The sequence below is a fragment of the Metallosphaera javensis (ex Sakai et al. 2022) genome (assembly GCA_021654415.1).
In the GTDB taxonomy this organism is placed as follows: domain Archaea; phylum Thermoproteota; class Thermoprotei_A; order Sulfolobales; family Sulfolobaceae; genus Metallosphaera; species Metallosphaera javensis.
This window is the reverse complement of sequence record AP024487.1, coordinates 775,412-797,116: the sequence shown is the minus strand read 5'-3', so window position 1 is coordinate 797,116 and position 21,705 is coordinate 775,412. Positions and strand designations below refer to the sequence as shown.

21 protein-coding genes are annotated in these 21,705 nt (G+C 46.7%); 9 read left to right on the top strand and 12 right to left on the bottom strand.

Annotation, left to right across the window (positions count from 1 at the left end):
* Positions 1-81 precede the first annotated feature (81 nt).
* On the top strand, positions 82-2,115 hold the full coding sequence (locus tag QVC96_RS04760) for a hypothetical protein (protein WP_287690063.1): 2,034 nt from the start codon (positions 82-84) through the stop codon (positions 2,113-2,115).
* Positions 2,116-2,132: 17 nt separating this feature from the next.
* On the opposite strand, the gene QVC96_RS04755 is transcribed toward QVC96_RS04760, so the two are convergent.
* Both QVC96_RS04755 and QVC96_RS04750 read right to left on the bottom strand, forming a co-directional pair.
* Complete coding sequence (locus QVC96_RS04755) at positions 2,133-4,625, bottom strand: protein kinase domain-containing protein (RefSeq protein ID WP_287690062.1); 2,493 nt, start codon at positions 4,623-4,625, stop codon at positions 2,133-2,135.
* A 124-nt stretch (positions 4,626-4,749) separates the two neighbouring features.
* The gene (locus QVC96_RS04750) at positions 4,750-5,253 is read right to left on the bottom strand and encodes a hypothetical protein (protein WP_238027176.1); all 504 of its coding nucleotides are present in this window, start codon (positions 5,251-5,253) and stop codon (positions 4,750-4,752) included.
* 161 nt (positions 5,254-5,414) lie between these two features.
* On the opposite strand from QVC96_RS04750, the gene QVC96_RS04745 reads away from it, so the two are divergent.
* Both QVC96_RS04745 and QVC96_RS04740 read left to right on the top strand, forming a co-directional pair.
* Positions 5,415-5,693 carry a DUF5658 family protein gene (locus QVC96_RS04745; protein WP_238027175.1) on the top strand — a complete coding sequence of 93 codons (279 nt, stop codon included), beginning with the start codon at positions 5,415-5,417 and terminating at the stop codon, positions 5,691-5,693.
* 645 nt (positions 5,694-6,338) lie between these two features.
* Entirely contained in the window at positions 6,339-6,881 is a 543-nt protein-coding gene (locus QVC96_RS04740) for a DUF1404 domain-containing protein (protein ID WP_287690061.1), read from the top strand.
* 16 nt (positions 6,882-6,897) lie between these two features.
* Here the strand turns inward: QVC96_RS04740 and QVC96_RS04735 are convergent, their stop codons facing one another.
* The 4 genes from QVC96_RS04735 to QVC96_RS04720 form a co-directional block, all read right to left on the bottom strand.
* Positions 6,898-7,461 (bottom strand): DUF1404 domain-containing protein, encoded by a 564-nt coding sequence (locus QVC96_RS04735; protein ID WP_287690060.1) that lies wholly within the window; start codon positions 7,459-7,461, stop codon positions 6,898-6,900.
* A 4-nt stretch (positions 7,462-7,465) separates the two neighbouring features.
* Complete coding sequence (locus tag QVC96_RS04730) at positions 7,466-9,871, bottom strand: cbb3-type cytochrome c oxidase subunit I (protein WP_287690059.1); 2,406 nt, start codon at positions 9,869-9,871, stop codon at positions 7,466-7,468.
* A 599-nt stretch (positions 9,872-10,470) separates the two neighbouring features.
* Entirely contained in the window at positions 10,471-10,851 is a 381-nt protein-coding gene (locus QVC96_RS04725; protein ID WP_287690058.1) for a type II toxin-antitoxin system VapC family toxin, read from the bottom strand.
* Positions 10,835-11,086 carry an AbrB/MazE/SpoVT family DNA-binding domain-containing protein gene (locus QVC96_RS04720; protein ID WP_287690057.1) on the bottom strand — a complete coding sequence of 84 codons (252 nt, stop codon included), beginning with the start codon at positions 11,084-11,086 and terminating at the stop codon, positions 10,835-10,837. The genes QVC96_RS04725 and QVC96_RS04720 overlap by 17 nt, the downstream gene beginning before the upstream one ends.
* Positions 11,087-11,297: 211 nt before the next feature.
* Here QVC96_RS04720 and QVC96_RS04715 point away from each other — a divergent pair, with 211 nt between their 5' ends.
* From QVC96_RS04715 to QVC96_RS04690, 6 genes are all read left to right on the top strand, one after another.
* A complete protein-coding gene (locus QVC96_RS04715) occupies positions 11,298-11,888 on the top strand; it encodes a sulfocyanin (RefSeq protein WP_287690056.1) in 591 nt (196 codons plus the stop codon).
* A gap of 106 nt (positions 11,889-11,994) precedes the next feature.
* Positions 11,995-12,732, top strand: coding sequence for a Rieske 2Fe-2S domain-containing protein (locus QVC96_RS04710; RefSeq protein WP_287690055.1), 738 nt, complete (start codon positions 11,995-11,997; stop codon positions 12,730-12,732).
* Positions 12,732-14,264: a cytochrome b gene (locus QVC96_RS04705; RefSeq protein WP_287690054.1), complete on the top strand. Its 1,533-nt coding sequence runs from the start codon at positions 12,732-12,734 to the stop codon at positions 14,262-14,264. The genes QVC96_RS04710 and QVC96_RS04705 overlap by 1 nt, the downstream gene beginning before the upstream one ends.
* Complete coding sequence (locus tag QVC96_RS04700) at positions 14,261-14,704, top strand: cytochrome c oxidase subunit II (protein WP_287690053.1); 444 nt, start codon at positions 14,261-14,263, stop codon at positions 14,702-14,704. The genes QVC96_RS04705 and QVC96_RS04700 overlap by 4 nt, the downstream gene beginning before the upstream one ends.
* A 4-nt stretch (positions 14,705-14,708) precedes the next feature.
* Positions 14,709-15,146 (top strand): hypothetical protein, encoded by a 438-nt coding sequence (locus QVC96_RS04695; protein ID WP_287690052.1) that lies wholly within the window; start codon positions 14,709-14,711, stop codon positions 15,144-15,146.
* Between the two features lie 4 nt (positions 15,147-15,150).
* Positions 15,151-15,870, top strand: a complete 720-nt coding sequence (locus QVC96_RS04690) for a hypothetical protein (RefSeq protein ID WP_287690051.1) — start codon at positions 15,151-15,153, stop codon at positions 15,868-15,870.
* A 352-nt stretch (positions 15,871-16,222) separates the two neighbouring features.
* Here the strand turns inward: QVC96_RS04690 and QVC96_RS04685 are convergent, their stop codons facing one another.
* The 6 genes from QVC96_RS04685 to QVC96_RS04660 all read right to left on the bottom strand — a co-directional run bounded on the left by QVC96_RS04685 (position 16,223) and on the right by QVC96_RS04660 (position 21,545).
* Positions 16,223-16,627, bottom strand: a complete 405-nt coding sequence (locus tag QVC96_RS04685) for a type II toxin-antitoxin system VapC family toxin (protein WP_287690050.1) — start codon at positions 16,625-16,627, stop codon at positions 16,223-16,225.
* Between the two features lie 5 nt (positions 16,628-16,632).
* On the bottom strand, positions 16,633-16,866 hold the full coding sequence (locus QVC96_RS04680; protein ID WP_287690049.1) for a hypothetical protein: 234 nt from the start codon (positions 16,864-16,866) through the stop codon (positions 16,633-16,635).
* A 334-nt stretch (positions 16,867-17,200) separates the two neighbouring features.
* Positions 17,201-18,055, bottom strand: coding sequence for a DMT family transporter (locus QVC96_RS04675; protein ID WP_287690048.1), 855 nt, complete (start codon positions 18,053-18,055; stop codon positions 17,201-17,203).
* A 251-nt stretch (positions 18,056-18,306) separates the two neighbouring features.
* Entirely contained in the window at positions 18,307-18,642 is a 336-nt protein-coding gene (locus tag QVC96_RS04670; protein WP_287690047.1) for a hypothetical protein, read from the bottom strand.
* Between the two features lie 314 nt (positions 18,643-18,956).
* Positions 18,957-20,627, bottom strand: a complete 1,671-nt coding sequence (locus QVC96_RS04665; RefSeq protein WP_287690046.1) for a hypothetical protein — start codon at positions 20,625-20,627, stop codon at positions 18,957-18,959.
* 720 nt (positions 20,628-21,347) lie between these two features.
* Positions 21,348-21,545, bottom strand: a complete 198-nt coding sequence (locus tag QVC96_RS04660) for a hypothetical protein (RefSeq protein WP_287690045.1) — start codon at positions 21,543-21,545, stop codon at positions 21,348-21,350.
* Positions 21,546-21,705: the final 160 nt, after the last annotated feature.

Below are 21,705 nucleotides of genomic sequence, written 5' to 3'. Positions count from 1 at the left end.
GATAGGCCTTCAAGGGAGAGGAGACTTAATTACCTGAAGTTTGGACAAGGTTAAAAAAGCAGCATGACAAGAAACTTAAAAATGAAGATAATCCTGCTGGTTACCCTCTTAGCGTTGGCCCTTGTTCCGCTAACTAGTTCCCAGACTCTAGTTCAGAACGTGATATATAACGTGCAGAGCGTGGATGGGGTATTCCACTCCAACGTGACGGGAGAGAACTACTTGGTTGGGGAATTTCAGGGGGAGATATACGTGTGGGAGAACTCCTCTCCAGTACCGCTGGGACAGGGGGTTGTGAGGAGCGCGGGACTGGAGGGAGATTACGTGGTTGTGGAGGGATACGTGATTGTGAACGGAACGCCCCTGTCAAGGATGTGGATTCTGAACGTGCTGAACAATGGGGAGATGGAGATTCCCGTGTCGGGTAACTACACGTTGATTGGAAACGTGGGAGATTACCTGTTATTGAGCTACAACGAAAGTTCCGGGATTTACATGACGGCCCTGGACATGAGCACGGGGAAATTCCTTGACGTTAGTATTCCCCTGGGACAGGGGAGAGAGGTGGAGGCAGTGATGGTGAACTCCACAGGGGATAGCGCCAACCTTCTGGTATGGTCCTCAAACAGGGGAGCAGTGCAGGTTGAGACAGAGCAACTTTTCCTGCTCTCTGGAACAATCATATCCAGCCCGCCGGAAACCCTCGTATCAGCTCCAGGTAAGGTTCTTGTGATACATGGGGGACTGGTGGTGGAGGGCTCTCAGTCCTACGTGGTCACCGACTCAGGTAAGGTTCTGTACATCCCGGGCCTCACCAACGTTGTGGGCGGATGGATCAGCGGTACGGCGTTTATCCTCAACGGCTCCAGTCTCGTGGTTGCGTCCTCCACCACCTCAGTTATCCCGCTTCCCTCCCCTGGCCAGCTGGTGATACCCGGACCTTTCAACGTGAGCTACGTGATATCGGGGGATCAGACCTACGTGGTGAGGGATGGGGCCATCGTCTCCTCCACGACCTTCACCGCGACGTCCCTGCTGTACGAGAGCGAGGGTACGGCCTACCTCCTGTCCCCTGGAGAGCTTGAGGAGATGAACCTGTTCACGGGAGGGGCAACAGAAACCCCCATTCAGGGAGTTGTGGAGGGATTCGTCCCACTACAGGGAGGGATCCTGGTGTATACGCTGGTAAACGGCGCGGTTTACGTGTACCTGGCCTCCTCCCCGGGGTTCACCGCGTCCATCACCCTGAACTATCCAGGTTACTGGATCCTGGAACTGGGGAACGTGGAGGTAAACGTCACGGGGACGGTGAGCCTGGTACTGCCCTCCCAGCAATACGCCTTCACGGCGCAGCCTGAGCCCGGCTACAACAGCATTAGGGGCGAGCTCTCCCCAGGCAACTCCACCCTGGTTTTCACCCCGGTGAAGTCGCTTTACACCCTGTTGATTGTGGGCTTTGGTGTCCCTCGCTGGAGCGTGGAGATAGGTGACAGCCTAATGAACTCCACCGGGCTCCTGGTCCTGTCCGAACCCGTGGGGATCTACCAGTTCAGGGTTATCCCTCCAGCATACTACAACTACACCGTCAAGGTAGTTGCTGGCCAGCTCTCCAACGGGGAAATCAAGGTGTCGCCCTCATCGTCCAGCCTGGAGCTCAACGGCAGGACCTATCATAACGTGTCACTCTACCTGGAGATTAACTTCACCGAGGAGAGGTTTCCCCTACACGTGGAGGTTCAGGGCCTCTCCCACATAACCCTTGACCTGAACGGGACGGTGTACAACATAACGGGAAACTCAACCCTATACCTGCTTCCTGGGGTCTATTTCGTTAAGGCCTTCTCGCCCGCTGGTTATAACGTAACCTATCCCTTGAAGGTCAATGTTCCACTCAATACCACCCTCACAATAACCTTCATAAAGAACATGACTCGACCCATAACTCCACCGCCTACCTCAAATGCGACCAAAGCACCACCTAAACAGAACTTAACAATCCAACCCACACAGACGCCTGCTATATCTCCACTTGGTATATCTCCCATATACCTGAAGGTTATATCCCTCCTGGTCTTCATAGCTGTGGCCATCATCATAGCATTAAGGGTAAAGTAACTCACCAGGTTTTTCATTCACTTTATTGCCATAAGTTCATTGAGAACTTCCTGGATGGATGGTCTCCCAGTAGGATCGGGATCTGTCATTTTCCTCACCAGGCCCTCCACTTCGCGGAATCTGCTCAGCCTTAAATTGGAATGAACGGTGGCATATGCTCTTTTGGCCCTCTCGAGGTTTGCTCTAAAATCTCCCCTCCTCAAAAACGCGTCAACAGCCCCATCCATTTCCCTGACCACCTCCACAGGGTTAAGAGATGTCCCGTTAATTAGCCTGTAAATGGTTGCACCCAGGGCGAAAACATCCATGTCAGGCCTTGCACCCCTCCCCAGCAACATGTCCTCTACCTGATCTACAGGACAGTATTCCGCGGTATACTCAGTAATTCTCTCACCTCTTCTCCTAGCAGATCCCAGGTCCCCAAGTTTCACCACAGTTCTACCGGCAATCAGGTTGTTCAATACCTCTCCTCCAGTATTACCCGGAGGCTCTGTGAAGAAAATGTTCCTGGGCTTAACGTCCAAATGTACATAGTTCTCCCTGTGAACCACGGATAATGCCCTCGCTGTGCTCGTGAAGATGAGCTTCACCACGGAGGGCCAATTGGAAGAGAGGAACACAGCCTCCTTCTTTACCAGATCCTCAGCAGTACCACCTGTCATTAACTCCATAATTATGGCAGGGGGATTGGTCAGATATAGATAGGACTTTCCTTCAAGAATCTCCTTGATAGTGTTTACGTCTGCGTAGACTCCATACAGTTTAACTATGTCGTTAGATCGCTCGGAGATCTCCTGTAGTTTTGACGATTCCTTACTTAAATCCGAGAAGGTTGATATTCCAAGCCTGGTTGATGAGCTTGAGGAAGAGGGTGAAACGCTGGCTATCTTTATTGCGTATCTCCTGTTCTCCCTCTTCCCCAGAAGGACGAACGATGTTCCCCCAATACCGAGGATTCCTTCCACATCATATCCGTAAACAGTTTTCCCGATCCAGATCTTGGGATCCCAGGAGCTTAGGAGGGGAGGAGAGATCGTCACTTTTCTTCTCTCCACTCTGGTAATTTCACCCTTCTGAGCCTCAACCACCACTTCATACGTTTTCCCCTCCAGGGAGGTAAGGGTTGCAGTATAAACTCCAGTGTCAGGGTTGCTGAAGGAGATATCTTCGTCGTTTACCTTGATCCTTATCTTATCCACTGGCGATTTAGAGCCATCCACCAGGGTTTCAGCAGTGATGACTAGATCTGGCCATCTTTGATCTATCTTGAGACTGATTTCAAGGTTGAGAGACTCGACCTCAACCTCCCTTGATACGGAAACCGTGTTACTCCTGATGGTGGCAGTTGCCTCTATCACATACTTTCCAGGGGAAGAAATTGGATATTCCCCCGTGTACTCCTTGCCGTTGTCCTGAAGTTTCACAGGATCACCATTAACAGTCACGTCAAGGGAGTTAACCTTGCCAGTTACCTTGACCACTATTTTCAGTTTGTTGCCATTTAGGCTGTACTCTATCCTGATGGGAGTGGAGGCTAAATGGGTGACTGTGATATTCTGCGTAACGCATTCGCCGGCCACACAAAGTTTAACTTCATGAGGCCCCGGACCTGTGAAGATCGTGGAGGTACATTCGGAATTGTTACAGGAGAACTTTTGTGGTAAAGAGTCAACCAAAAGGGTGGTCTTCATCCCCCTTTCCGGAAACCTTACAACTATCTTGTTCCCTTCAGCTTTCACCTCAAGTCCCTTGACCTCCTCTCCTTCAACAATGCTCACCGAGCCTATCTGGAGAGGAAGAGACGCAAGCTGAATGGGACCTAACAGGTATACCAGTCCTGACAACGCCAGGAAAATCAGTGGGACTGGTCTCCTACCGCCTAGAGCCAAGATAATGACTGAGACGAGGAAAGCTATGCCTCCCCACAGCGTTATTGAGATTGACGACACCGAGAGAAGAGTTGAAATGCTAAAGTTGAGGAGATTGGAACCAGTGACCATAAACTGGGAAACTAGTACCAATGCAAGAGCTGGTATCACGTTCCATTTGCTTTCAATCAACTTCATAACAGGGGATATGAAGAGAGGAATTCCAGCCAGAAACGGAAACCAGGAATAAACGCCAGACTCAACCAGAATTATTCCAGTAACTGAATAGGAGATCCCAAATACAACCAGAAATACGAGAAGGGGTACCAGGAACGGTTTCCTTAAATCTCCTGCAGATAACGCCAGCCCTAAAGACGAAACTGTCAAGAGAATCGCCACAACTAAATTCAGGTTCGAAATATCGAGGAAAAGTGGGACCACAAACAGGGTTACGGAATAAACAGGGATGACGTAAAGATTAGCCCTGGGGAAGGCAAGAGGTATACAGGAAATAAGGAGAGAGAGACCAGTCAAAAGGGCATAGGTGGAGACGTGAAAATCGTCAAAGAGGAAGAAGACAAGCAGGTAGGCGACAAATGCCATGTAGATGATAGAAAGGGCCTTGAAGGTGGGTCTCTGCACAGCGTTTCCCTTGAGTATAAATCCTTCAATCCTATTTTAACTTCGCCATAATAGAAAACTGATAGCATTACTAGGCCTTGAACAGAAATAGGTGAAGGTTCAAAAATAAAATTGCAGTTAAGTCTTAAAGCAGGGACATTCCAAGTTGCTCCAGTGAGTTCAAGCTGGGCAAGGCTCCTGAGCTACCCACATATGAAATTTGAATGAAGTGAGACCCGCTCACCATATAGACTATCTCTGTTTGTCCAAGGGAGTACGTGGATACCCATACATTATTTACCAGCTGTGGACTTGAAGGTGCCACAGACTCCAAGTAGGACAGTGCAGCATGATTGGATGGGAAGTAAACCTGGAGAACAGTTAGTAAATCTCCCCCGCTATCCGTGAGGTTGGCATAGGATATTGCGTAAGATCCGAAACTCTGAAGAAACGCAGTGGGAGAGCTATCAGCTACCCCCTTAAAAGAGCTAACCAGTGACCATCCAAGGCCTGTGTAATGATCAAGAACCGAGAGTGAGGGTATTGATGGAACTTGAGCGCTCACATTTCCCCCAAGGAAACCCAGGGAGAGAGCCCCCGCAATGAGCACTATGGCTATGACCTCGCCTATCTTCAGGCTAGTGTTCAAACTTTTTCACCATTATTATATCTATTAACAAAATATGGGTAATAAACTTTATGTTCATATGTAGTTAAGTGCACATAAGAGTATACTTCTTTAGTTCTTTCTATATATAACGATAAACTTAAACATATGCAACTTTTAATGTTAGATATCGATAATAGCTTATGATTCAAAGAATACTTCTTCCATTACTTGGCAGTTTAGGGCTCATTGACATAGTTACAACGTATCTAGGTGTTCAAGCTGGATACACGGAACAGAACGCATTATTGCACATGTTTCAAGGAAATCCCTTATTCCTTCTCTTGTTAATGACCTCACTCAAGGTTATTGCAATCGTTGGCTCCGCATTCTTGGTAAGGAAATCGGTGATTTTACCAGCCCTAGTGCTGGTTGGGTTATTTGCAATAGCCGATTTATCCAATATGTTAACCCTTTTCTAACGTTCTCAAAGTAATTTCACATTCTTCATATTGATGAGGAATTGGATATATCATTCATCAAGAGTAACTTAACCCAGCGTAAAGGCACGACATTGAAACAGTGAACTGCCCCACCCTCACGGATGAGGCTTCTTGGTTCATTGACCATGCTCGATCCCCTCCATCCACAGCGGAGGTTCCGTCGAATGGAACCCATCCTTGACGCCCCGTGTGGCAGGAGGGTTACGGAGGCATCGGTCTCCGCAAGCTTAACTTCGGGCTGTTCCATCCCTAGGTGGCCATCCCACGGCTATTACCGCACGATGGGGTTCAGCAGGCCACAGTTAATTTACGTATGTTATCATTTAAAACCTTTCTATAAGGGGGCTATCCATCCCTCACAGATGGGGTCCTCCGCCCCCTTAACCCCCAAAGAGATAACGGGCATAAGTTCGTTAAACGATTTAAAAGTTTTTAGTAGAGACGATGATCTCTTCTAATTAATTAAAATCCTTTCGTGTGTTTCCCTTATGATTCAACCGATTATTATTTTAGTAAGGTTATCTTCAAAAGATTTTAAGCAATTTTGTGCTTAAACAAGATAATATTATAGTCTAGCAAATACACATATCCTTTCTTTTAAACTTCATCCAAGAATCTTAATAAATGAACAGGAAGTTATTTGGTCTTGCCCTAGTCCTCGCCGTGACGGGGCTCAATCCGGTAACCGAGAGCGCGGAATTTCACTCCGCAACCGTGTACATGTTATCCCATTATGTGGTGGTGGCCTCAGGTTTCATTTTTGGTTACACCATCTTGAGATCAGACTGGAAATTTGCAGTGATTGGAGTGATTCCAGTAGTGTTCTGGCACCTTCCCTTGCCCTTCTCCCTTGGAGCTGGAGTGTTGAAGTTCAGGATTCTCCTGGATACATCCCTCTTCCTTGGAGGTTTCCTCCTTGGTTCATCAATACGCAGTCTTCCACAATGGAGCAAGATAACCCTTTTCGCCCTTTACATGCTGGGGGATACCCTGCTCAGCATACTTCTCTTGATTGGAAGTCCAGAATACAGCAATAAGGTTTACCCCTTCTCCCCCTACACGCCTGAATCCCTTCCCCTGGCAGGGATTTCCATGATCATAGTAATGAACGTGATACTGGCCACTGTGATATACATAGCGTTCAGAAGCGTATTGAAGGGGCTTTAACTCCCTAAACTGACGCTCATATTCCTTCACCTTCCCCTTTAAGCTCTCCCTTTTCAAGGAATCCGATGAAGATTTTCATGATAATAAAGAAAGCCACAACGTTCATGAAAAGGAACATGAAAATGCCTGCATCCTTGATCTGCCACACTGGATAGGGGGAGAGTGGGAAGGAATAGGCGCTATCTCCCAGGAGGAAAGCTACGGAGAGGGCAGTATCCCCAGTCATCCATCCGCCCAGAAGGATGTAACTTGTCACGTTTCCTCCCGCCTGGAAGGAGGAGCCCACCAAAAAACCTCCGCAGAACAAACCAAGCTCCAGTATCACCCTCACAACCTCATTATACGCCGAGACGTCAAATATCAAGGGGACGTGGGCTAACAAGGCGACTCCTGTCCCTGCAATCAGTCTCCCTATCCAGAATCTCCTTGAGGCCTCGGAGAGTCCCATCCACATTCCCAAGGCAAAGAGAGCATAGTGGGAGGCCATGTAAAGTACCGCATTTCTCCCGTATATCCCTTCAGTAAGTGGATTAATTATTAAGAGAACCAGGAAAACTCCTAAAAAAAGATGTTTTCTCATAAACTCACGGATGATAGATTGGTAGTTGCAGGTAAAGCATTGTAAATACCACCACCCACACGGCATCCACAAAGTGCCAATAATATGACGCTCCCGTTGAGAGCTGGTATGGTACCGTGATCCTAGTCCTCAGCAGTGTAATGGTCCAGAGAACCAGACCCATTATAACGTGAAATGCGTGGAGAGATACTATGGTGAAGAAGAACGCCGAGTACACGTCCTGCTGTGGCGTAAACTTGACTATGTGAGTGAATTCGTACACCTGACCCATGAGGAAGGAGAATCCCATGAGCGCCGTCAGTGTGCCCAGTATCTTGAACATCCTAATTCTACCCTTGAGGAAATTATGATAGGCAAGATGGGCCGGGATTGAACTAGAGAGTAAAACCACAGTCATGATCAGGGGAAGTGGATACCAGTCCACGGACAATCTAGGTAGACTCGCAACCGTAGGCGTCTCGTTCACGTCATATATGTAGCCTCCTATGAAGCTGCCAAAGAGGAATATCTCCGCGATAATGAAGAAGAGTACAGGGGTTTTCGCCCTCCTGGCTATCTCCACTCCGTTCTCCTGGATGGTGGGATTCTCCATTCCTCCCAGGGATCCTGTAGCTCCAGCGGGCGTTGCGTTTACCATCTTCGTCAGAGTGAAACCGCCAAATCCCGGTAAGGGTTTAATCTGCTTAAAGTAGTCATTATACAGCCAGGCTATTCCGACACCTATGAAGGTCAGAACCATGAGGATTCCAGGAATGGTCACACCTGCTAAGATAAGCATGAAGCCGAGGGGTGGGAAGCATAACAGCAATCCCAGCAGGGAGGGGAAATAGGAACCATGCCTATGTTCGGGTGTAGTTCCATCCATCTCCTTTCCGAAGGAAAGTGGAAGTGCCACGGGCCTGAGCGTGAAGTCCGGCACTCCTATGAGCTGTTCTGAATTCCATGGATCCATACTCCTTACGGGAGGCCCCCTGACCCATCCGTAGAGCAATGTGCCGAACATGAGAAGTAGGCCTATTCCTTCCACGAAACCGCCCACAGTAATCAGGTTCTGGAAGGGCTGATAGATTGGTGCCGGCACCACCGCGTACCTTCTGGGCATCCCCAGGACTCCGTCAATGCTCATTCCAGTGGCAACCACGAAGGCCCCAACCACAATCATGAACATGGAGGTTCTTGCCAGTTCCTGATCAAACCACTTCCCCGTGAAATAGGGGAAGTAGTACACCAGCCCACTCAACAATCCCACTAGAATTGCAAAGACCATGTAATGAAAATGTCCTACCACTAGGTAGGTCCCATTGAACGCCAGGTCCACGGGTATCAGGGGGAAGAACACTCCCGTAATCCCGCCCACCAAGAAGAGGGTGATGAACCCTATCATGCCTATGGTTAGGGCAGAGAACCTTACCTTCCCTCCGTAAAAGGTGATGGTCCAGTTCACCACCTTTACTCCCGAGGGAATGGCAATTGCCATGGTGGTCGCAGCAGCTATCTCCCTCACCACGTCACTGTCAATCGCCGTGAACATATGATGCATCCATACTCCCAGAACCGACAGGAAAGCTATGGCCATGGACGAGAGGGCCAGCGCTTTATACCCGTAAATCTGCCTTCCCACGGCCCTCGGAAGAACCTCACCCACCAGTCCCATGGCTGGCAAAATGAGAATGTACACCTCCGGGTGACCGAAGAACCAGAAGACGTTTTGCCATAGAAGTGGATTTCCTCCAAGAGCAGCATTGAAGAACGGAAGGTTCCACATCCTCTCCAGAAACGCCATGACTAGGCCCGCGGTTAGGGGAGGTAACGCAACCATGAGGAGGATCGAGGTGGCGAAGAAGGACCATGTGAAGAGGGACATTTTGAAGAAGGGAATCTTCCTGAGTCTCAGGATCGTCATGAGGAAATTGATACCCGTTAAGGTGGAGGAAACGCCAGCAATCATCAACGCCACCTCAATTAGCGTAACGCCGAAACCTCCGTTCACCTGCAGATCAGTGCTCAGAGGAGCGTACATGTACCATCCTGTGTTTATGGGTCCAAATAGTGGGGCAATAATACTCATGAAAACCGCAGGTACCAGAATCCAGAAAGATAGGGCATTTATCTTAGGCCAGTAAAGGTCGTGGGCCCCTATCATTCTGGGAACCAGATAGTTGGCGAAACCTGTGGAGATAGGCATCACCATGAAGAAAATCATAAATATGCCGTGCAGGGATACGGCGTTGTAGTACTCTACGGCTCCCACATTGTTCAGCGTTAGCTGATCTCTTATCAACGCCGCATAAGCTGAACCTGTGATAAGACTTATTATACCTAATACAATGTACATTATCCCTATGTCATGTGCACTTGTGGTCGTAAGAGCTATCTTTAGAACCTCTTTAACCCTGTTTACCTTTCCCATCCTAATCTCAATGACAAATTCATTTAACGGGAATTAATGTTTACATATATATTTTTCATTAATCAGGTATTTCCATCATATGAAGATAAAAAAGCTTTTATAGTTTAAATCTTCGTTTTTTTAGATGATTTTAATTTTTAGAAATATTTTATTATTTAGTTAAGTTTATTCATTTAACATCCTTACCTTCTTTTATCCAGTAAAAATGAGCAGTACAGATTCTGACCGCCACAACCGCCGACGGAGTTAGTGGATGATGGATAACCCCCGACTGCTCTCATATCTTCATGTCGTTTTAAGGTAACTAGAGTAAGGTATGGAGCATCTTTTGACAATTAGCTTATTCCTTACCAATTAAAGATTTAGTAAGAGCTTACGTACCTTGATCACATCAATTCCACAAATTACCGCAAGAGAATTAAGTTGCCTAACTCCTGCCAACAATACTCTCTAGAGGTAAGGACATTACTTGGAATGGAGTGCTTAACATGTGATTTCGCCTTCTGATTATGGGGATGATTTAATTCGCTCGAAGTCGCCTTCTTGGGACTGATGTACAGACCTCTTTTGATATTTTACGTCCCTTTCAGTCCACATAATCAAAACTTGGCATTTACCTTTTTCATTAGTTCCTGGTCATTGCTCACAATCTCAGCCATTTCTTTCAGAGCACAGGCCACATGTATCGCATCCTCAAAATCTAGGTTATACTTTCTCATAACACCCGGTACGTTCTCCCATGGTACGCTTACATATCTAACGTCCAGATCGGAAAATGCATTTATTATGGTGTAGATTAAGGAGGAGTCTCTTCTTGAGATATTCAATATTTTCGAGAGAATGTAGGTCACCTCAAATGGAGTTATGACACAGGTAATCCTCTCATCTGTATTTTTTAGCCACTCATACGCCTTATCACCAAAAAATGGATCTTTTAAAAAATAGTAAATAAATACATTAACATCAAAATACCTTCTCATGCTCTCTCACATACTCCTCCATAGCCTCGTCAAGCAACTCGTCGATATCCTTCTTCACTCTCCCCCTAAATATGCCGAAATACTTATCTAGCGCATCGTTCCTGACAGGTTTAAGCAGTATTCCCTCCTCTGTGAGTACAACCTCGAACTTCCTTGCGTGGACCTTCTCCCTTATGGTTGCGGGTAAGGTGATCCTCCCCCTCTCATCCATCGTGAGCATCTTTTCACGTTTCATATTTACCCATTTGATTACCCACATATATAATTTTTACCAGAATCCCATTACAGACGTTAATATCCCTTGGCTAGCACTTCATGCCTAGGGTTCTGGAGGTGCTACTCTTTTAGGAAATTCCGGAAATTGGACATCCTTGATTTTCTAGAGTCGGGAAACATTTGAAAAAATGCTTATAAAATAGAAATCTGAACTATCATGATGATTTAAGATGGACAAGGCTGTCTCCCCCATGTTTTCCTATGTTGTAGCTTTCATAGTAGCTGTTGTAGTGTTGTCTGCAGCCATTATCTCCATTTACCAGTTTCACACGCTCTCCTCTCCTTCCACCACTAACACCACCACGAGCTCAGGCCCCACAAAGATCACGCTTCCAGTCATATCGTCAAATAAGACAGTGGTCATTTCCCTGGTGGCGCTATCTTCGGCCTCCACCTTTAACCTCAACGGAACGTCCTTTGGCCAAATGACAATTTATGTGCCCGCTGGTTACAACCTAGAGATAAAATTCACCAACCAGGAGTCACTTCAGCACAACCTGATTCTGGTAATGAACAACACCGCTACTCCCAACGCAGCGGACCTGGCAAGTGACGGGAAAATATTGCTTTACGTGGGTACAACTTCCTCCGCATACACGCTTCAGGGTCTCTCCTCTGGTCAGACTGCGGTGGGAGTTTACGGACCCATTGCCCCGGGAACTTACTGGCTGGCTTGCGGAATTTCAGGCCATGCGGAATCTGGAATGTGGGTTAACCTTGTGGCGTCACAGAACGTAACCACCCCGTACGCCGTAGAATGAGCAATTTATAATGATTAATTTTTTCTTATTTAAAACACAAATATAGTAAAGTTTTAATAGAATACATAAAGGTAACTCAATGCTGTTAATATCATAGTGGAGGGAATTGGATAGAAGGGACTTTCTCAGATTGAGCCTCATCCTGGGAGGGGCCATTGCGGTCTCTCCCCTGGTTACTCCCGTTCTTGACTACATGGGATATTACTACGGAGAGCTCAAGTCCATCTCGCCCAGATACCTTGTGGCCAACAACTCGCAGGGACTGGAGGGTTTTCCCAAGTACAGGGTTGCCAACATAAGCCAGCTTCAAGGGAGTTGTCCGGTCTATTTCTTTGCCTATCCCCTCACGGACGAGCCTTGTTTCCTAGTGGACTTTTACAAGTTAAACAACATGAAGGACGTGGAGTTCAAAAACCCCTACGCCAATCAGTTCAGAATAAATACAGACTTCAAGAATATCGTGGGTGTTGGACCCAAGAGGTCCATATGCGCTTTCTCTGCAGTTTGCGTGCATCTAGGATGTCAGCTTCCCGCACAGGCCCTGGTGCCCAGCTCAAGCGATCCTGGATTGAATCCTTCGACCTCAATCCTGCACTGCCCGTGCCACGGTTCCATGTACCAGCTTGACCAGGGCGGAGTGGTGGTGGGCGGCCCGGCCCCCAGGCCTCTTCCCATGGTTCTCCTCGAGTACGACGAAACAACAGGGGATATTTACGCTGTAGGAACCAATGCGCCCTATTTCTCAGAGGCTGTGCCCAGAAGGAGACCAAGGGATAACCTGATCTATGACCCTAGGTACAGCTACTCAGTGCCCTCAAACCCGGCTTGCGTTAGGGTGAGTTAATGGAGGAACGCGAAGGGACCTGGCTTGACAGGGTTCTGGAATGGCTCGACGAGAGGACTGGTCTTTATGGGCACACCATAAGGCAGGCCCCCCGTTACGCGTACAGGCTGGATTTCTGGCTGGGATCCTTTGTCCTGGCCTCCTTCCTGTTTGAGGTAGTAACAGGGATGCTCGTAGCCCTTTACTACGTACCTGCAGATCCCTATGCGTCCACCTCTTACCTTATATCCAGCGTTCCCCTGGGGGCTCTTCTCTTTAGTCTACACAGCTGGGGTGCCTACGCCATGGTATTTCTACTCCTCGTACATATGACGAGGAACTTTCTGGTGGGCGCGTACAGGAAACCCAGGGAGATAATGTGGATAGTGGGAACGGTACTGGCGGGGTTAACGTTAACTGAGGCCTATCTGGGATACTCTCTCCCCTACAACCTGATCTCCTGGACCGCGACCACCACGGGACTGAACCTATTCACCTACATGCCCCTGGGACTGAGCAACCTGATAGCTGCCATGACCCTCCTCCCCCAGCTACCTGGGATAGCCAGCGGAGTTGATCCCCTCGTGGACAGGTTCTTCGTCTTCCACTGGATAGTTGGTGCCTTAATTGCGCTGGTCCTCGGCCTTCATCTCTACATCTTCGAGAAGCACGGAATTACCCCGCCCCTCAGCAAGGAGAAGAACAGATCCGAGCTCATAGATGACTACCCGGATAAGCTTAGAAGCGACCCAAACTGGAAATTGCAACCCCTGACCAGGACCTTCGGAATCATAGTGGTAACCATGTTGATGACCTTCGGTGCGATCTTCCTAATTGCCTCAGCTTTCCCCTTCCAGATAGCGATAGATGGGTCCCAAATCAAGTACATTATGCCGGAGTACAACCCTGCCTTAGCGGCACAGACTCCACCCATCCCTGACTGGTATTTCCTCTTCATCTACTTCTTCTACAAGTCTGTGACTCCGTCCAATGCATCGCTGATATTTCTGGCGTGGGGAGCAATCACCGTTCTCTTTCCATTCATAGACGAGTACGTGTTCAGGCATCAATCTCCGCATCCAGTAATGAGGCCAGCCTCCATGGCTCTGGGAGTGGGATTCATACTCTCCTTCGTGGTCAACAGCGTATGGGCCTATCTCACCCCAGGTAGGGATATAGGGCCCATAGGAGTTGAGGTTGATGGAGTAATATTCGTCCTATCTTTCCTTACTGTATTTCCAGTCCTCAGATGGCTACAGTCCAGGGCAGGCCCTGAGTCGGACTCATTCAACCTCGGGAAGAGGCTCGGATTCGCGAGCGCCCTGTCAAGATCCCAGGAACTTGAAACCATAACGTTGCCCAGGCCAGTCTCCCTGGGATTGGATCTAAGTATTCTGGTCACATTGGGCCTCATCGCCTACACCACAGCGAGGATGTTCACCCTCACCAACCTCTTCTTGGATCAATTTGAGCTGGGGATACTTGCAGGGATCAACATGTTCCTTCTATCCTATCTCATCCTGATCTACACACTTAGGGGTGATGAAAAGTGAAAGCGGAAAGGATAGCGGAAATTTCCACCATAGTGTTCGCCATAGCCATCCTCGTTTTCCTGGGGGCACTTTCCTTTCAGTACCTCGGGGCCATAACCCACGGCTCCTACATTCCCAGTAATGAGACCCCAATTCCCATCAAGGTGATTGCCAAGCAGTACGTATGGGAGTTCATATATCCTAACGGAACTGTCTCCTACGATAAGGTTGTGATACAGGCAGGGAAACCTTACGTGTTCGAGTTAACCTCAGCTGACGTAATCCACGCATTTTACATCGTACAGCTGGGAATGAAGATGCAGGCCATCCCGGGTTACACCTATGACCTTTACATCATGGTGAACCAACCAGGGGTTTACAACATCTGGTGTGCCGAGTTCTGCGGACCTGGTCACTACACCATGAAGGGGATTATGGTGGTTACCAACTCCACGGGGTGATATCATGTTAAGGCCCAAGGACATAGTAGCCTGGATATTCACCATGGTGCTCATGGCTCTGGTCTTCCTGTGGATAGGAGATTTCGGCACGCTGGGTTACTTGGCGCAATCCCCCATATCAGCGTACGTGGAGAACCTATGGAGGTTGATGTACATCAGTGCATCGGGAGTTTTCGGGGTATTCATGGGTTCCCTGATATTCTTCTCCATAAGGTTCAGGTACTCTGAAACTGTGCAGGAACAGCAGGTGAGAAGAGCAGACATATCCAAGATGGTGCTTCCAGTGATCCTGGTATCGGGAATAGGCCTAGCCTACGCAATATCCCAGTATTTCTCCAACGTACTGGTGTACCAGTTTAACCTGGGCCTGCTAGTGGGTCTAATGATCCTCCTTTTCTCCTCTCTCATCTTCGTAATATACAAGGAGTATTTCAGGGATTGAGATCATGAAGCTCACGTTATTCTACTTTTTTCTGATTGCGTCTGGTCTCCTCTTCTACTTGATGTCACCCCTTTTCCCTGACCAGTTCCCCTTCCAGCTTGGGGGTGGGCTGGTGTTCTGGATGGGGGTAGCTTACCTGGTGATGATACCTCTCAGGGGAGTGATCTCAACCCTGAGGGAAGGGGTGAACTGGGGAATATTCCTGTGTTATCTTGCTGTTCATTACGTGGCGTATAGCCTTCTGCTGGACAGAATCCTGGGAATATCTCCTCCCACAGTGTTTTCAGTGACCTATGCCCCCATGAGTTCAGTGAGGCTGGGGAACGCGCTAGGATTATTTTTCTCTCCATCAGTCACGGTGGGCGGATCCTGGTTTTACCTGGATTTGAGCTTCTTCTCCATCTTGATGGGGATGATCATTGGCCTGCTCGTGGTTGGAAACATCGTGGAGCTCAGGGGAAGAGGATTCAGGTATAACCTTTCGATCGTGGGCTTACCCCTGCTGGGGATTGTCAGCGGAAGCACTTGTTGTATCTCCATCGCAACTGTTGTGGCCTATTATACTCCCGCACTTGCACTGGAGAGCCTCTCCCCTGTTCTGGACGTGATCTACGTGGGATTACCAGTGATAACGGCTGTGTTTCTATGGATGAATTTTATGGGCATCAAGAGGTTGATGAGCGGACTCTTCAGAAGGGAGATGAAGGAAAGGGTAAGGTCCTAAGATAGGACATACAGCACCAGACCAAAGTTCTCATTTGACTTGAAGGGAGCTTGAGAAACTACTAAAAACCTTCGTGAAATAGTGGGGGCTCTAAAATCCTCTCTCTTTCCGGTGTGTAGAGTTCGAAAGGCTCGTGTTAACACATGGTTGGCTCGGTTCCAGTGTCGTGACGTGGAAAGCTCGGTTCTCCATAGTGTCGTCATGTTGGCATATTTTAAGGTTTAAGGAGTTCAATGCGAAGTCATGAAGCCATAAAACAAATTTATGCAAGTTTGACGACACGATGCGGTTCTCGGAAAACAGACTACTCTTTACTCGTCTCGTCGAATCGTCTGATCTCCCTAATCAGAACTCACTGGACCCTCACAATCTCCCTTACCTGATCAAATCCCCTATCGAAACTGGCAATATATCTATCCTTCTCCTCCAGGAGGATGGCCACCTGAATGCAGTCAGTGAAGCTCAGGTGATACCTCGTGAAGCACTGAATCCCCTTTTCAAAGATGTCCTCACCCACGAACTGCAGTCTTAGTCCCTGGTTCACGGCCTTCACAATCCCGTTCAGCACCACGCTGGCGTAACTCTTTCCATGCCTCGAGAGGACTAACGTCAATATCTCGTCAATGACGTAGTCGCACACCACTGGCTGGCCATACTTGAGGGACTGTATCTCCTCCAGAAGTTGTAAGGCTCTCGCGTGATTCTGGTCCCGCCTGTTATAGAGGGAGTAGAGGAACGAAGTATCCAGGAGTATCATTCGGTTCACTTGTAAATCTCCTTGTCCATTTCATCCACGGGGACAGGATCAGCTTCGAACTGATACTCCCTGAACACCTCGGTCAATCTCAGGGCCTGGTTCCTCTCCTTGAGGTAATGATTCAGCAGGACAGTGATAACGTCATCTAGGGTCACCCTCCTGCCCTCCTTAGCCTGAAGCTCGCCAGCTATTTGAAGAAGTCTCTGTCTATTCTCCTCGGATACCTTGATGACCTTCATATGGTATAAGTGGTATACCCAGTATAAAAAGGATACTGAGTTCAAGATCGAGTTCTGAACTGGTCAGGGTTGGGTCCTGAACGGCGCAGTTCAGGGGTTTCAGGGTGATGCGGTTGAGCGTGTCGATAAAGGGTATAAAGGATTAAAATAATTAAAAATTATTTACATTAATATCTTCTCTCAGGGAATGTCGCGGATGAAACCGTAACTCGTGCAGGAATTCGATCGTAGACCGGGTAATTTTCCCTCCTCGTTAAATCGTTATCACAGGTCCACATTATACTATAAATTAATTATTATCTCAGTACCTTTCCTCCGATTTCTTTAAAAACTTTTAAGTGGTGCTCTTCACCTCTACCTTCCTCTTCCTAGAGAATATGTCGTCCTTTCTGGAGAGAAGTATTCCGGTTAACATGGTAAGCATGCCCGCGTAGCTCTCGTGGTTCAGCTGGACTTCCCCCGTAACCTCATCCAGCAGGGAACTGGTGATAGGGACTGAAAATGCCATGACGGTCACCTTACCGACTCTCTCCAGCCTCAGCATCACGTTCCAGAGGTAAAAAAGGACGCTCCCTCCAAGAAGGGCCGAGAAAAGGAGATCCCCCAGGAAACTTGGGCTGGGATCAAACCTGAAACCCAGGGGAGTTAGGGCGAGGAACACCAGGGAGCCTAGGAGCATCTGGGACGTGTTAACCACTGCTGGGTCCATGGTCCTCATCTTTCTGTAGTACACTGTGAAGGCAGCCCAGAAAACTGCGTTGAGTACAGTGAGGATTCCTCCCAGGAGAGAAAGCCTGCCTGAAAGGGAAAGACCGTATACCGCAACGCCGAGGAAGCCTATGATAGCACCTGCCACCTCAAAGGATCTGGGCTTCTCGCGAAGGAGGAGATAGGCAATGGGGATCGAGAAGAGGGGCATGGTATAGCTAAGGACCGCTGACTCTGAGGGTGCAACGTAGTTGAGGCCCATGGCCCACAGTCCAGAACTGGCGGTGGTCAGGAGGGTTAAGATGATTACATCCCTGTTCAGGACAATCCTCCGGGCTAAGGGTAGAAGGGCCATCCCTCCTATGAAGTACCTTAACGACATGAAAAGAAAAGGGGAAGCGAAGGCCAACCCATCCTTCGTGAACCTGTATTGAAGCGATCCCAGAACTATGTAGGGGATCAGGTACTTCGGTATTTTCATTGAGTAGAGACAATATCTTGGAGTTAAAAGAGATGCTTTCCGGGTGTAAAGAGTTGAGTTTAATATTATAAAGTTTAATTTATGTTCATTATTCTTCATGAGCTGACCCATGCCCTAAATTTAATGAAAATAAAGATTAGGAAACCCACCAAGATATAGAGCGAGCATAGTATCGTCAAAGTTACATAAATTCGTCTTATGACGTTGTGAGTTCACATAGAACTCCTTGAAACTTAAAAATGTAAACATGGCTATACTGATACATTTTTTACCTGATACTCCGCAACTAATTGGGATAGCCTTCGCGGTACACTCGTCCGCCTCTGCGTTACCTGGAATGCCTCTACGTGGAGCACCCCAGGATTTTCCTGGAAGGACACTGGAGACCCTATGCCGAGAGCAGGGTCAAGAACGAGGCACTCATGTACATGATAACCATCACGTACCGCATGTTCCACTTCCTCTCCATCCAAAAGAGGACTCTTCCCCACCTGCGGAGAATACAGCTGCTCCGAAACCCTTGAACGTGAGGGATCAAGATGGGACGTTGGCGACATGCCAATATAGACTTCTAGATATAAATCCAAAATAGAATTGTTCTATTATTTTTCAACATGTACGCTTGATACAAGCAATTAATTTTTATACCTCTTAGTCAAATAAACCAAATTTTATGCGTTATGATCACTCTCTCAAGTAATTCTGTGAACTTAATAAGAAGGTTTATGTTGTCTAAGGAAATCTCAGCTATTCAGGTTACTTTGCTGATTGTGACTGGTGATCTAAATCATGTTCAGTTGGTTATCAAAATCCTCTTTAACGAGAAAATGAGGGATCATTCGTTTAACCGGATCAACCTGCAGGACCCTTGATTGACATGGAAGCCAGATCAGAGGCATCCCTACCTGCGCCGTACTACTATAATGATCAGGTTTATGGCTATGATCGCTGAATTGACTAATACCAGGATGACATAGTTTGAGCTCACCGTCCCATGAGAACCTGATACAACACCGCTTCCGGTGGAGGAAATTCCGTTTGTTTGATTAGATAAAGTAGTAGTTATTACAATAGGCGAACTAGTTACGGTAAATGAACCACTTGATGGTGATGGGATATAGGATGAGGAAGTTATGATCGCATATGTGTAGGTACCGAGCGGTAAGCTGAACGTGATCTCATTTGACGTTGAGGAATTAACGAATTCACCGTTGTTTATTGAAACACTCCAATTAGTATTTAGTGGTAAACCAGACTCTACGAACTCAACTCTGTAAAGCATCTGTGTGAACTTTATATAGATTGTGGTGTTTTCATTAACGTAAATAGCACCAGATGAGATGTTAGGAGTGAAGCCGTTAGGTGAGGAAATAGAGTAACCATAAACACCCATAGGTACTGAAAAAGTAATTTCATTCGATGTAGAGGATTTAGTAGTACCGTTTATGGTAACGCTCCAAGGAGTTCCGAAGGGTAAATCGTTCTCTATAAACGTTAATGTGTAAAGGTGTGGAGTGGAAACCTTAATCCCATTCACAATAACGGTTGGCATTACGCTGCTCGGTGGAGTATATCTGATATCTAATGCGTAGACTAACGGAGTCCCTCCTTGATAAGTTAGAAGGGTAATATATGGGAAACCTGAATATGTACTATTCGTTATCCCTACTATATATCTGAAATTGTAAAACTGAGCCAAATTATCGTTGTACCATTGAAAAGTATATGTTGAAGCCCAAGTAGGTGAATAATCGTAGGACGAGCCATATGTCCTCGGGGAATCGTTGACAATTACTGCAAATGGAATGAAATATCCGAACATGATTATATAACCGTTTTGTATGGTTTCTGGAGGTGGACCTAAAAAGTTTCCACGTCCTCCAATTGGAGGCTCTTTAGAAAGACCTAGAGTTGTTGGATAAGCAGTTATTATATCTACGCTCATATCATTAGATATTTGGAAAGGTAGTTTTGTATAAATTCCAGCGTTTCTAAAAGAACTGTTCAATAAAGCTCCATGATAGATATAACCGGTAAAGTAGGCAGTCTCATTCCATCCATTACTATTGATAAAATTGAAGTAGTACAAGAACACATAGAATCCATTATCGTATTCTCCATAGGGCAGTCCATAATATTGATCTAAAGCCGGGTCTATTCCCGTATATGGATACTCGTTTTGTGAAGTTACATTCATGTAAATAGTAATTGAGGAGTCCGCTGGTATTCCGTATGGTAATTTCACCCACCATAGCATGTAAGTTGGAGTTACGTTCTCTAACCAGGCAGGTAAGTTACCAAGGCCGGGCTCATAAAATACAACGCTTAGAGGATCTTGTTTTATCTGATTAAACAGTGCTGAACCAATTTCACTTTCAGAAATGTTTACAAGTTGTTGAAATGGTGATGGTGTTGATGTTAGCTGATTATTCTGAATTGTTAAATCAACATAACTATACTGAGCCAAAGGTATCAAATTAGTTTGAGCTGAAGGTACTAATAACATACTCGAATTAAAAACTAATAAAATTATTAAAATCAGTAAAATTGATATATTTAACACTCCTTCCATTACATTTCATTAGAATACTAGATTTTAAATCTAAAAAGGTTATAGTAAGACATTGGACGCTATTACCTCTAATCCTCTAACCATTTCGCGCCCTGAATAGACATGAATAAGGTTAGGAGTGGTTTACACACAATAATTACAATTAATGAGACTAAGGAAATTAAGGTTGAGACATTACGTTAGTACTTTGTGTAAGTTTTTACCCAGTTCTCTCTGAAAGGTGCCCATGCCAGAGGATAAAAATTAATCAAAACTACCAGTAGGCCATTCAGGTCTCCGTTGCGAATTGTAATTAGTTAATCTACATGAGATGATTAAAATAGATCTATCATTTTTCAGTAATACTTTAAGGGGAACACGATGTCATACCATGAGCAAGGTAACAATAGAACCCGTGTATCAACTCCAGGAGGGGGTTGATACGCATCGTGTTCGACCCCTTATTTCCTGAGCACTGGCGCATAACCTGTTGAGGAGATAGAGAGCCTGGCGATAAGAGAGGCGGAGGAGGTAAGCCTGAGGTACGCGAGGGGGAAGTGGCTGAGAAGGTGATACACTAGTTTTTAAACAAAGTTTTTATCTTGGTATTACTAATTCTCTAGCAGGTTCCTTCACAGGGATGGTAATGGCGTAGGGTATATCGTCTTACTCGTTAACAATCACCTAGACTGAATGATCTCCTACCCTCTCCTTCACCACCTTTATGGCAATCTCACTAAATTAGTCAAGCTTCTTCAGCAGAGTCTCGTGATCCCTCCGAACTCTGACCTGCTTTTCAGGTTCCCGTGTTCTAGCAACCAAGAGCTTCCTCGACACGTCCACCCTGATCTTCAGTTCCTTAAATATCGCGTACCACAGATTCCTCTTGTACTTTGACACCTCCTTCAACCTCCCCAGCTGACCAAGCTCATTATTCAAAACTGATATTACCGACCTAAAAGGTTTAATGGAGAAGAGTTTCACGTTAATTTCAGGAAAATCATAGTCAATGTTTTAATGGAATGTTAAATGTCAAAATCTTTATTGGTTTAAAATGAATATTTATTAACTTACACATTCCCCAGCAAATGAGATCACA